The following is a 12,788-nucleotide window of genomic DNA, read 5'->3' as shown; positions in this document are numbered from 1 at the left end:
AGGGGGCATTTATTCGTAAACGTAGAATCCACGACCTGTTTTACGCCCTAACCATCCTGCATTCACATACTTACGTAATAATGGACATGGGCGATATTTACTATCTCCTAATCCTTCATGCAACACTTCCATAATGTATAAACACGTATCTAAACCGATAAAATCAGCGAGTGTCAAAGGCCCCATCGGATGGTTCATACCAAGCTTCATGACTTCATCAATTGCTTCTTTCGTCGCTACACCTTCATATAACGTATAAATTGCTTCGTTAATCATCGGTAGTAAAATGCGGTTTGATACAAAACCTGGGAAATCATTCACTTCAACTGGTACTTTCCCAATTTTTTTCGTAATATCTTCAATTGCTTCATATACCGCATCATCGGTAGCCAAACCACGAATAATCTCAACAAGCTTCATAACTGGAACTGGATTCATAAAGTGCATACCGATTACTTTTTCCGGACGCTTCGTTACCGCTGCAATTTCTGTAATTGGCAGAGATGACGTATTCGTCGCTAAAATTGCGTGTTCTGGAGCAATTTCATCTAGATTCGCAAAGATTTTCTTTTTAATATCCATTTTCTCAACAGCTGCTTCAATAATAAGATCCGCTTCTTTCACACAATCTAAATCAAGCGTTACTGTAAGACGATTTAATGTCGCTTCCTTCTCTTCTTCCTTCATGCGTCCTTTTTCTACTTGGCGCGCTAAGTTTTTCGTAATGATAGCCATTCCTCTATCTAATTGCTCTTGCTTTAAATCTTGTACCTTCACGTCATATCCTGCCATTGCACATACTTGTGCAATTCCTGATCCCATTTGCCCTGCACCAATTACAACAATGTTTTGTACACCCATTTTTTCTTCCCCCTTAATTGTTAATAAATTTTATACCCTCGAACTTTAATTAGTGAACTTCAATCATCACTGCGTCCCCTTGACCGCCACCGCTACAAATCGAAGCAATTCCAATTCCGCCGCCGCGCTGCTTAAGTGCATGGATTAGTGTAACGATAATGCGCGCTCCGCTTGCTCCAATTGGATGTCCCATCGCTACCGCGCCGCCATTTACATTCAATTTTTCCGGATCAATTCCTGCGATTTCTGTACTTGCAATTGCTACCGCTGCAAATGCTTCATTAATCTCGAATAAATCGATGTCTTCAATTTTCTTTCCTGTTTTTTCAAGCAATGCGTTAATTGCATAACCTGGCGTTCTTGGGAAATCTTTAGATTCCACTGCAATTGCTGTATGTGCCAAAATTGTCGCTAATGGCTTTCTTCCTTCTTGCTTCGCTCTGTCTTCGCTCATTAATACAAGTGCGGCACCACCATCATTTAGTCCCGGCGCATTACCAGCTGTCACCGTCGCTGTCTTATCAAATACAGGTTTTAACTTTGCTAACTTTTCAATCGTTGTATCTTCACGTGGCGCCTCATCCTTTGCAACGACAATAGGATCGCCTTTTCTTTGCGGAATCGTTACTGGCACGATTTCCTCTTCAAAACGCCCTTCTTTATGCGCTGAAACCGCACGCTGATGGCTACGATATGCCCATTCATCTTGCGCTTCGCGAGAAATTCCATCTTCCTTCGCAACTTCTCCGCCATAAACGCCCATGTGTGTACCTGAAAATGCGCATGTTAAACCGTCAGCAACGTTTAAATCAACAACTTCGTTATTGCCCATTCTGTATCCCCATCTTGCTCCGCGTAAAATGTAAGGACTGTTACTCATCGACTCCATACCGCCAGCTACAATTAGTGATTGATCGCCAGTACGAATAATCTGATCCGCCAACGTAACCGCACGAAGTCCTGATGCACAAACTTTATTCACTGTTTCCGTCTGCACTTCCCATGGGATTCCAGCAGCCCTCGCAGCTTGGCGCGATGGAATTTGCCCCTGTCCACCTTGAATAACCGTTCCAAATATAACTTCTTCAACATCACTAGCCTCAACATTTGCTCTTTCAAGCGCTGCTTTAATTGCAATTCCTCCAAGTTCCGTCGCTTTTACATCTTTTAAAGATCCTCCAAATTTTCCAACTGGTGTTCTTGCAGCACTTAAAATAACTGTTTTATTCATGTTTCTTTCCCCCATTTCATTTTTTAACACTGAGCGCTCGCTCGGTATCCCTACGTTGAGAAGAGGTGCAATCATTGCACCTCTTTCTAAAGTTGTATACATTCTTACAAACTACATCGCTTCTTTTTTCTGTCCGATAACAGATCGTTCTAAAATCTCTGTCACATCAAGAGTTTGAACCTTCTCTTCTACCTCTTTCGCTTTCGTTCCATCACTGATCATCGTTAAGCAATATGGACAACCTGTACCGATAATGGATGGCTGTACAGCTAATGCTTGTTCTGTACGAGCAACGTTAATACGTGAACCTGTTGTTTCTTCCATCCACATTAAGCCACCACCTGCGCCACAGCACATTCCCGTTTCACGGTTACGTGCCATTTCTACAAGATTCACTCCAGGAATCGCTTTCAAAATGTCACGTGGCGCTTCATACACTTCGTTGTATCTTCCTAAATAACAGGAATCATGGTACGTAACTGTTTCTTCAATAGCGTGAACAGGCTTTAAGTGCCCTTCTTTCACCCACTGAGCTAACAATTCTGTATGATGATAGACTTCTGCTTGCAAGCCAAAGTCCGGATACTCATTTTTAAATGTGTTATAAGCATGAGGATCAATCGTAACGATTTTCTTCACTCCTGCCTTGTCAAATTCTTCGATATTCTTTGTCGCCATCTCTTGGAATACAAATTCATTTCCAAGGCGGCGTGGTGTATCTCCAGAATTCTTTTCTTTATTACCGAGAATTGCGAATGAAATGCCTGCTTCGTTCATTAACTTCGCAAACGATATCGCAATCTTCTGACTACGATTGTCGTATGATCCCATTGAACCAACCCAGAATAAATACTCGAATTCCTCCCCAGCTTTTGATTTTTCTTTTACAGTTGGAACTGTTACTTCGTCATCACCTTGGCGCCATGTTTCACGCTCTTTACGGTTCAGCCCCCACGGATTTCCTTGACGCTCGATATTTGTCATCGCGCGTTGTGCTTCCGCGTCCATTTTCCCTTCAGTCAAAACGAGATATCGACGTAAGTCAATAATTTTGTCAACATGCTCATTCATAACTGGGCATTGATCTTCACAGTTACGACACGTTGTACATGCCCAAATCTCTTCTTCTGTAATAACATCTCCGATTAAACTCGGATCGTAAGCGAGCGTTGTAGACGCTGATTCTTGTTGCCCTTTTCCAGCTGCCATCATCGCTAACTGATTTCCTTGTGTATTATTGAAGGCAACTACTGGAACCCACGGTGCTTTTGATGTTACCGCAGCTCCTTTATCAGTTAAATGATCGCGAAGTTTTAAAATTAAGTCCATCGGTGATAACATTTTTCCTGTTCCTGTTGCCGGACACATATTTGTACAACGGCCACACTCTACACAAGCGTATAAGTCAATAAGTTGATTTTGTCTAAAGTCTTCGATTTTACCAACACCAAATGTTTCTTGCGTTTCATCTTCAAAATCAATCTTTTCAAGCTTCCCTGGGTTTGAAAGACGACCGAAGAATACATTAGCTGGTCCTGCAATTAAATGCGCATGTTTTGATTGTGGAACATACACTAAAAACGTTAACAAAATTAGTAAATGCACCCACCAAGAAAAATAGAACACTGAAATGGCTACGGTTTCATTTATCCCGCTAAAAACGTAAGCGATTGCAGAAGCAATTGGTTCACTCCATGAAAGCTCCTCGCCATGCCATATAAGTCCCATACCGTTACCAAGTAGCACAGAAATCATTAAACCACCGATAAAAATAAGAACAAGACCTGATTTGAAGTTACGTTTTAAACGAACAAGCTTTTCTACATAACGTCTATGAAAAGCCCAAAATACTGCAATTAAAATAACAAGTGTGACAATTTCCTGGAAGAATGTAAATGCAGGGTATAGTGGTCCAAGTGGAAGATGTGATCCTGGTGCGAGTCCTTTCCAAACGAAGTCAATTGCTCCAAATTGGACAAGAATAAACCCGTAAAAGAACATAACGTGAATGATGCCGCTTTTCTTATCTTTCAGCAGCTTTTTCTGACCGAAAACATTGACCTTAAGGAGATCCCAACGCTCTTTAAAACGACGGTCAAACTCAATTTTTTTTCCTAATTGTATGTAGGCCATTCTCGTCCGTATAAGATATACAAACAAATATCCTGCATAAGCAATAACAGCAATGGCAGCCAGCCAATTGATAATCAGTAAGCTATTCATTTTTATGCTACCCCTCTCTTTGTAAGCCCTCTTTCTTTTTGAATCTTCAAAAATATATAATTTTCTGAATTATATCCCCTATCCCCATTATATAATGAGTGAGCATTCAGTCAACAGTTTTTTGTTATAGAACAACACATTTTTTCATAAAGCTGTTTATTTCGGTGAAACTATAAAGTGAAACTTTAATCAGTAGGGGCGGTTCTTCCCCCGCTGATTATTAGTTGAACCAATCGGGCTTTTACGGGCAGTTGATTTCCAAACTAACTTCTACTTATCCAACAGTTTTTGAGGTGGGAAGCTTACTGCCCGTTAAAGCGGGATAAAGTGAAACTTTAATCAGTGCAACATACTATCCTCTAAAGAAATTTATAATAACAGCCGTGCTACCCGTATCATTTGTAACATACTGAAGGTGAAAAGAATGCGAAGGAGGGAATTCACTGATGCTCTACTTATCTCTTTTGTTAATATCCGTTGCTCTTTGGATTACAATTGACCTTTCATACGGGAGACTTCTTCATTTAAAACGGGTAAGCTCTCGCACTTTCCCTTTACGTCAAAGTGATTTTCACCTTTATACATATGGGAAAGATTTATATGACGCTTTATTTACTGATATAAAACAAGCACAGCACCACGTTCATATTTTATTCTTCATTGTAAAAAACGATAAAATCAGTCGTGAATTTTTAAATTTGCTGATTGATAAGGCTCAGGAAGGAATTGAAGTACGACTTTTACTTGATCGATTTGGCAGCCATTCTTTATCAAACGAAGCTATTCGCTCCCTGCAAAAACATGGTGTATCTTTTTCATTTTGTCATAAGGTAAAATTTCCTCTTCCTTTCTTTTCTGCCAATCAAAGAAATCATAGAAAAATTACAGTGATTGATGGGAAAACCGGCTATATCGGGGGATTTAATATTGGCGAAGAGTATCTAGGGCATAATGAACACTTAGGATTATGGCGAGACTATCATTTACGTCTTACAGGAGAAGGGGTTCAAGATTTACAAAAGCAATTTTTGCATGATTGGTTTGATGATACGAAACAGAATTTATTGGATGCTTCTCTTTATTTTCCAAAACAACAACCAGGTACCATCTTGCATCAATTTATTCCGACTGATGGTGCTTATTTACAGCATACTTTTTTACATTTAATTAACGGAGCAAAAAAAGAAATCTGTATCGGTACGCCATATTTCATTCCTGGAAAAAAAATTATGAATGCCTTATTAAAAGCAAGAGAAAGAGGGGTTCAAATCACAATTCTTGTTCCAGAAAAAGCTGATCACCCTCTCGTTCGGGAAGCAAAATTCCCGTACTGCCGAAAATTAATACAGGCTGGTTGCAATATTTATGCATTTCAACAAGGGTTTTTTCACGCCAAAATTATTATAGTGGACGATGATATTTGTGATATCGGAACTGCAAACTTTGATATGAGAAGTTTATATATTAACCATGAAATAAACTGCCTGTTATATAATAAACATTTCATTCAAACAGTAAAAAATAAATTTCATGAAGATCTAGAGAATGCATCCGTACTTTCATATAGCGATGTAAACCCGCCTTCTCTTATCAATAGAGGAAAGGAATGGATTGGAACAGTACTTGCTTTCTTTTTATAGGAAAAACAATGAATAAAAGAGGTGTATCTCATATGATTATACGGTTTGGATATGTCTCACATGCAATGGCACTCTGGGACTGTTCTCCTGCCAAAACAATGACGTTTACAAGTTTTAAGAAACTTAGCAAGCAAGAACGAGAAGACAAACTGTACCATGTTATAAAGCAAAATTTAGAGCACACAATACGTATCCTTCATTACAATATAGCGCATGAAATCCCACTATATCGCCTATCGTCTTCCATCGTCCCACTTGCAACACATCCCGAAGTCGAGTTTGACTATATTGGGGTATTCACACCACTTTGGCGTAAAATAGGGGCTTTAATTAAAGAACACAATTTACGAATAAGTTTTCATCCAAATCAATTTACGCTATTTACAAGCGACAAGCCACATATTACTACTAACGCTATTACGGATATGACTTATCATTATAAAATATTGGATGCTATAGGCATTGCAGATTCTTCTTACATTAATATTCATGTAGGTGGAGCCTATGGAAATAAAGAAAAGGCAATTGAGCGCTTCCATGAAAACATAAAAAAACTTCCTACACATATAAAAAAACAAATGACTCTTGAAAATGATGATAAAACCTATACAACCGCTGAAACTTTATCAATTTGCCAAAAAGAAAATATCCCATTTGTATTTGATTATCATCATCATATGGCCAATCTTTGCGAAGAACCACTAGAAGAGTTGCTTCCTGCAATTTTTGAAACTTGGTCACATACAAATATCTCTCCTAAAGTTCACATTTCCTCCCCGAGATCGGAAAAAGAATTTAGGGCCCATGCTGAATATATCGATTTAGAGTTTATTAAGCCCTTCTTACACATTGCGAAAAAAAACAATCATAATTTCGATATTATGATTGAAAGTAAACAAAAAGACTTAGCACTATTCCAATTAATAGATGAACTTTCTGCTATAAGAGGAATGAAAAGAATAGGTGGTGCAAAGTTACAGTGGTAAATTGTAACTTTGCACCATTTTTTCAAAAAAGTAATTTTTATAGTAAAAAATATTCTATTTTATATGCTATTATTTAAATTAGCATTTTCTCCCCAAGATTCAACTTTATTGAAACGGAGTCACAATATGATTAATCAAAAAAAGTATATACAATCTGTCATAATATACATATTTATATTTGCTCTTTGGATATTCCTTATACCAAATGAGTCGAATATAAAAGAAATCGGGATTCTTTTCTTATTCTGTTTCGCTGCACTTTTTTCTTGCTATTGCTTATGTAAAGCGATTAGAAAAATGACGCATGGTGATAAATTATTTTGGATTTTATTATTATGTACTTGTCTATGCGGGTTAGCTATGGAGATAACTTTATTTCTTCCTTCACTTTCTATTCATAAGCAAGTTATATTCTCATATAAAGCATTACCTTTTTTTATCATACAATATGTTTTACTCTTTGTTGGATTTGCTATAAAGTTTATAAAAATTTACTCTATTAAGGGTCTTGCTCAATTTTCATTCGATAGCATCTTTATTGTTATTATGAACATTTATTTCACTTTAACTTTTATCTTGGACCTTTCAAGCTTCCGTATGTTAACAAAGGAAACTTGGATTTTAATTGGCTATTTTATTGCACAATCATTAGTAATTTACGCCGTTATTAGTCTTTATAGAAGAGAACAATATTCTTCTAGTAGAATCGCATTAATTATCGGTTTCACTATTATACTCGTATACGGTTACATTCATCTGTTTCAATTAAATTTTGGGATGAAAACTTCTCCTGAATTTAATTATTTAATACACACTGCTTCTATTCTATTAATTGGACTTTCTTCCATACTATATATCTTGGATAAACCAATGCAACATGAAACGAAAGCAAAATATTATCGATTCGATTATGTACGTTTTATACTACCTTATTTTAGTATAATTATTACTTTTTCCTTTATTATCATTCAACCTTGGGATGATAAATTTATGTTAATTGGTCTCGTATTATCACTTATTTTGTTATTCTTGCGGCAACTTTACATGTGGAAAGATAATCAAGCACTAATCCTTACATATGAACAGTTGACTACACAACTAGAGGATGAAGTTGAAGAAGGTGCATTTGCATTATCAAAAAGTGAACAACGCTATAAGTCTTTATTCGAAGATCATCCCGATGCCGTTTTCTCTTTAAATATGAATGGCATTTTTCAACAATCTAATAAGGCTTGCGAAAGCTTATTTACTGCCTATTATTGCCAAGTGGCAAGCTATTCTCTGGTACACTTCATTGATTCAAAAGACCACGAACTACTAAAGAAGGCTTTACAAATTACAAAGGAAGGTAGGCCACAAACGTTAGAAGTTCGGACAAAAGAACAAGAAGGCTATTATTATTATCTTCATATTACACTTATCCCTACTTTTATAAACAAAGAAGTGGTCGGAATGTTTGGGATAGCACGTGATATTACCACCTTATATGAAAAACAAAAACAAGTAGAACATTTAGCCTTTCACGATGCACTTACTGGATTACCAAATCGCCGAAAGTTCGAAAAAGATTTAAAAGCCATTTTAAATACAGCTCAAACTAACGCAAATGATGTCGCCGTCATATTCCTTGATTTAGATCGATTTAAAAAAATTAACGATAGACTTGGTCATGACGTCGGAGATTTATTATTAATTGAAGTAGCAAAAAGATTACGCGGTTGCTTGCGTTCAAAAGATATCGTCGCTCGTCAAGGTGGAGATGAGTTTACAATTCTATTACCAGAAATGTACTCAGAAAAAAGTGCAATTTTTATAGCTGAACAGATTTTAACTATTTTAAACAAACCATTCTTCATTCAAGGCGAAGAACTCTCTATTACACCAAGTATCGGAATTGCGATGTACCCTGATTATGGAACTGATGTAAATGAGTTAATGAAAAATGCTGATATGGCTATGTATCGTGCGAAAGCAAATGGAAAAAACAGATTTGTTTTCTTCTCAAAAGAAATGAGTATCGCTCAAAATGAAATTCAATTCTTAGAAGGTGAACTTTCAAAAGCATTACAACAAAATGAATTTTTCCTTGAATACCAGCCACAAGTAAGCACAAAAACAAAACAAATTATCGGTTTTGAAGCATTAATACGTTGGAAGCATCCAAAACTCGGTATCGTATCTCCTGCCCAATTTATCCCTCTAGCAGAGGAAACTGGTTTTATTATTGAACTTGGCAATTGGATTTTACGTACTGCCTGTTTAGAAGCAAAAAGATGGCATAATCAAGGTTTTTCTCACTTAAAAGTTGGTGTGAATTTATCTGTTGTTCAATTTAACCATGCAGATTTAATCCCAACTATTTCAAAGGTGTTGGAAGAGACAGAACTGAAACCAGAAGCACTAGATATTGAAATTACGGAAAGCATCGCAATTAATCAAAATCAATCTGTAGTTGCAAAACTAGAACAACTTCAAAATCTCGGTATTCAAATTTCAATCGACGACTTTGGTACTGGTTATAGTTCTTTAGCTTATTTAACAAAATATCCAATCAACACATTAAAAATCGCTCGAGAGTTTATTTGTGGAATTACAACTAGTCCTTTAGAAGAAGCAATTGTCTCTTCCATTATTACACTATCAAAAGAACTAAATTTAAAAGTGATTGCAGAAGGTGTAGAAACAGCAGAAGAATGGGAATTTTTACATAAACAAAATTGTGATCACATTCAAGGATTCTTTATTAGCAAACCTGTTTCTAGTAAAGACGTTTGGATGTTACTCCATAAAAAAACAACCGCCTAAGTAAGACGGTTGTTTTTTAATATTCAAAAGGTAAATCTTTAGCTAATTGTACCTCTTGATCGTTATGAGAAATTATATGGCTTTTCTCTAATGCCGTATCGCCTAATGAAATACCCCATGCCATCGCTAACGTTAATAAACTACCAATAAGTAATTTCTTCATATTCCATCACCCACATTTTTTATTTTAATATATCATGAAAATTTATCCCTATTATATGCAATTATGCATACCCATTTTTTAGGATATTTATCTACTGATTTTATTTACGAGCGCTTCTTTATATGCATGCATTTCTAATATATCAAAAAAGAAACTTGCCTTTTTATATGCATCTTCAACCTCTGCCTCATCGTACTCCAACTTTCCTAGACATTCACCTCTTTGATAATATAGCTGTCCAATTAATGCCATACTATTAATTCGGCATGATATTTCAATAGCTTTATTTACTTGATAAAGTGACTCTTCATATTGATTATCTAAATATAATGCTTTTGCATGATTATATCTTACCTTCACTTCAAATTCTTCATTATCATGCAATACATCTAATTGTTTTAATATATCTTCAAATAACTCAATACTCTTCTTAAAATAGCTATTTTCAGCATAAATATTTGCAATCGCATTTTCTATATAAAGATTTTGGTATACGTCTATTCCAGCTAACTGTTGATTTAACAATTTTTTCAATTCTAAAATACAATATTCGTAATCGATTTTCTTTAATATGTAAGCTGCTACATGATATTGCCATTGAAGAAACTGCTGAAATTCAGGATGATATTCTTCCTTTTTCAGCTCATTCCATACTTTATTATAAATTTCTTTATATCTTTTTTGCTTACAAAGCATAATGATTTGATCTTTAAACTGTTTTTTTCTTTCAATATCAGAATAAATGAGTACCTCATAAAAATGAATAATGGGAACTTGTAATTTTGCTGCGATACCTTGCAATATATCCATACTTGGGTATACCGCGCCCGATTCAATCCTGCTCACTTCCGATTGATGACATATGTTCTCGGATAACTGTTTCTGTGTTAATCCTCTCATCACCCTAATTTTCTTAATTTCACTTCCTAATTTTTCTGCGTGCATACTTACTCACCATCCCATTAGAACAATCTAATTTTTTGAGTTGTCATACCACTACAATAATGTGAATTCGACAATTTTTGATATGAAATAATGCATAATATATATAAAATTCGGCAAATTTTTCATACAATTCATCTCACATACAATAATAGATTAGGAGTGTTATAGATGAATTATAGAAAACTTGCTAGTGCTTTCGTTACATTCGGTCTTCTTTGCCCTTTATCAACAGAAGCTATTCATGCTCAAGAATTAGACAAAGGTGCAGTCAAAGTTGAAATTGCTCAGCCTGGTTTAACAATCGGTAAATTAACACAACCTCAAAATGATACGAAAGAAAATATTGCTAAAAAGTATTTAAAAGGTGAGGTAAATGGGGCGAAAGCTCAACAAGAACAAGTCACTACTGAAAAAAATGTAGATTTCCAACCTACAAATAAAGAAACCAAAGAAAATCAAACCGAAGTTCGCCTTGCACAAACATATAAAAACTATAAAGTATATGGCCAAGATCTCATTGTAAAAGTAGATAAAAATGGAGTAATCACAACTGTTAGTGGTAAAGTTGTTCAAAATTTAAATCAACAACCTAATCTTACTATAACAAATTTTTTGTCGAAAAATGAAGTAAAATCTAAATTACGCGATATAGTTCAAATTCCAAGTGATGCAGTTGAGACAGAATTCTCTAGCGAAACCGTTGTTTATAAGAAAAAAGATGGCTATTATACATTCGCAACTGTTATTACATTTACTTATGAAAACAATGAACAAATTATAAACGGCAATGCTATAGTTGATTTAAAAACTGGCGAAGTACTTTTCCAAGAAAAATTCATTAAAAACAAAGAGAATAAGACTATAAATCAAGTAACATCACCTAGATTATCCCCCGCAAGTGAGCAAGGAACTGGGAAAAATGCACTTCAAGAAAACATCTCTTTCAATATTGCCAAAGGAACTGATGGAAAATTTTATTTAGCGGATTTATCACGCGGAAATGGTATTTATATTTATAATGCAAACTACGCCGATTCCCTCGGGGGATATAGTCAAGCTGGTTATCCAGGGACACTAATTTCAAGTAGTACTCCTAATTTTGCAGATAAAGAAGCCGCGGGCGCTATGAAGAACATGAGTGATATTTACGATTACTTTAAGAAAGAACATAATCTAAAAAGTTACGACAATAAAGATTCAAAAGTTGTCGCTAGTGTACACGGTTTTGATTCTACTGAAGTTAGTGATGGTGTAAAAGAAGACTATGTAAATGCATTTTGGCATCCCGCTTGGAACCAAATGGTATTTGGTGATGGTTTAGACGGAAAACTAACATCCGCTCTTGATGTAACAGCTCATGAATTTGGACATGCTGTATTTAGTGGCACGACGAAAAATAAAGTCGTGAGATATCCAAGCGCTGAAACATCTGCACTAAACGAGGGATTAGCGGATTTCTGGGGTACACAAATCGAATATTACGTAAAGAAAGATAAAGGAAACTGGATTATGGGCGATACATTAGGTGGCCTAACAATTCGTGATATCCCAAGGGAAATTGGTGACGGCGGTCATAAACTATATACAAATTTACAAGATTTCTATAACGATGGTAATAATCAAGAATCACACGTGAATTCTGGTATTATCAGTCACGTATTATATCAATTAGCTGAAGGTAAAACATATAACAGTGTTGCTGTCCAAAAACAAGGCAATGAAAAAGTAAGTAAAGTTGTTATGCGTGCATTGCAAAATTATGCAACTTCCGCTGAAGACTTTGAATCACTTCAATCTCACATCGTACAAGCTGCAAAAGATTTATATAGCACTGCCGTATCAAATGAATTTGCAAAGGCATTTGAAGCACACGGTTACAAACCGTTACAAAAAGTAAATCAAGTAATAGAAGTACAATAATTATAAAAAGAAGG

The 12,788-nt window shown here is 35.6% G+C and carries 9 protein-coding genes; 4 read left to right on the top strand and 5 right to left on the bottom strand.

Features of this window, described 5'->3' with window-relative positions:
- Positions 1-9 precede the first annotated feature (9 nt).
- From B9A45_RS02480 to B9A45_RS02470, 3 genes are read right to left on the bottom strand one after another with little or no spacing between them, the layout of a single operon-like run.
- Entirely contained in the window at positions 10-861 is an 852-nt protein-coding gene (locus tag B9A45_RS02480; RefSeq protein ID WP_000538880.1) for a 3-hydroxybutyryl-CoA dehydrogenase, read from the bottom strand.
- Positions 862-910: 49 nt separating this feature from the next.
- A complete protein-coding gene (locus B9A45_RS02475) occupies positions 911-2,194 on the bottom strand; it encodes an acetyl-CoA C-acetyltransferase (RefSeq protein WP_100240226.1) in 1,284 nt (427 codons plus the stop codon).
- A gap of 9 nt (positions 2,195-2,203) precedes the next feature.
- On the bottom strand, positions 2,204-4,315 hold the full coding sequence (locus B9A45_RS02470) for a (Fe-S)-binding protein (RefSeq protein WP_084063836.1): 2,112 nt from the start codon (positions 4,313-4,315) through the stop codon (positions 2,204-2,206).
- Positions 4,316-4,761: 446 nt separating this feature from the next.
- Between B9A45_RS02470 and cls the strand changes: the two genes are divergently transcribed.
- From cls to B9A45_RS02455, 3 genes are all read left to right on the top strand, one after another.
- Positions 4,762-5,955: a cardiolipin synthase gene (gene cls / locus B9A45_RS02465; RefSeq protein ID WP_084063835.1), complete on the top strand. Its 1,194-nt coding sequence runs from the start codon at positions 4,762-4,764 to the stop codon at positions 5,953-5,955.
- Positions 5,956-5,987: 32 nt separating this feature from the next.
- Complete coding sequence (gene uvsE / locus B9A45_RS02460) at positions 5,988-6,941, top strand: UV DNA damage repair endonuclease UvsE (protein WP_053513750.1); 954 nt, start codon at positions 5,988-5,990, stop codon at positions 6,939-6,941.
- Between the two features lie 126 nt (positions 6,942-7,067).
- Positions 7,068-9,746 carry a DUF4084 domain-containing protein gene (locus B9A45_RS02455; protein ID WP_016111031.1) on the top strand — a complete coding sequence of 893 codons (2,679 nt, stop codon included), beginning with the start codon at positions 7,068-7,070 and terminating at the stop codon, positions 9,744-9,746.
- Positions 9,747-9,762: 16 nt separating this feature from the next.
- Here the strand turns inward: B9A45_RS02455 and B9A45_RS02450 are convergent, their stop codons facing one another.
- Both B9A45_RS02450 and plcR read right to left on the bottom strand, forming a co-directional pair.
- Positions 9,763-9,909 carry a quorum-sensing peptide PapR gene (locus B9A45_RS02450; RefSeq protein ID WP_000734730.1) on the bottom strand — a complete coding sequence of 49 codons (147 nt, stop codon included), beginning with the start codon at positions 9,907-9,909 and terminating at the stop codon, positions 9,763-9,765.
- 87 nt (positions 9,910-9,996) lie between these two features.
- Positions 9,997-10,854 (bottom strand): transcriptional regulator PlcR, encoded by an 858-nt coding sequence (gene plcR / locus B9A45_RS02445; protein ID WP_000542919.1) that lies wholly within the window; start codon positions 10,852-10,854, stop codon positions 9,997-9,999.
- A gap of 168 nt (positions 10,855-11,022) precedes the next feature.
- Here plcR and B9A45_RS02440 point away from each other — a divergent pair, with 168 nt between their 5' ends.
- Complete coding sequence (locus B9A45_RS02440; RefSeq protein WP_016111032.1) at positions 11,023-12,774, top strand: M4 family metallopeptidase; 1,752 nt, start codon at positions 11,023-11,025, stop codon at positions 12,772-12,774.
- Positions 12,775-12,788: the final 14 nt, after the last annotated feature.

Origin of the sequence: Bacillus sp. JKS001846, from assembly GCF_900176455.1 — a bacterium.
In the GTDB taxonomy this organism is placed as follows: Bacteria; Bacillota; Bacilli; order Bacillales; family Bacillaceae_G; genus Bacillus_A; species Bacillus_A cereus.
This window is presented reverse-complemented; position numbering and strand designations above follow the sequence as displayed.

Excerpts from the sequence above, each read along its gene's own strand:
- B9A45_RS02440 (WP_016111032.1), top strand. The coding sequence starts at position 11,023 with ATGAATTATAGAAAACTTGCTAGTGCTTTCGTTACATTCGGTCTTCTT.
- cls (WP_084063835.1), top strand. The coding sequence starts at position 4,762 with ATGCTCTACTTATCTCTTTTGTTAATATCCGTTGCTCTTTGGATTACA.
- B9A45_RS02475 (WP_100240226.1), bottom strand. The coding sequence starts at position 2,194 with ATGTATACAACTTTAGAAAGAGGTGCAATGATTGCACCTCTTCTCAAC.
- B9A45_RS02455 (WP_016111031.1), top strand. The coding sequence starts at position 7,068 with ATGATTAATCAAAAAAAGTATATACAATCTGTCATAATATACATATTT.
- B9A45_RS02480 (WP_000538880.1), bottom strand. The coding sequence starts at position 861 with ATGGGTGTACAAAACATTGTTGTAATTGGTGCAGGGCAAATGGGATCA.
- uvsE (WP_053513750.1), top strand. The coding sequence starts at position 5,988 with ATGATTATACGGTTTGGATATGTCTCACATGCAATGGCACTCTGGGAC.
- B9A45_RS02470 (WP_084063836.1), bottom strand. The coding sequence starts at position 4,315 with ATGAATAGCTTACTGATTATCAATTGGCTGGCTGCCATTGCTGTTATT.
- plcR (WP_000542919.1), bottom strand. The coding sequence starts at position 10,854 with ATGCACGCAGAAAAATTAGGAAGTGAAATTAAGAAAATTAGGGTGATG.
- B9A45_RS02450 (WP_000734730.1), bottom strand. The coding sequence starts at position 9,909 with ATGAAGAAATTACTTATTGGTAGTTTATTAACGTTAGCGATGGCATGG.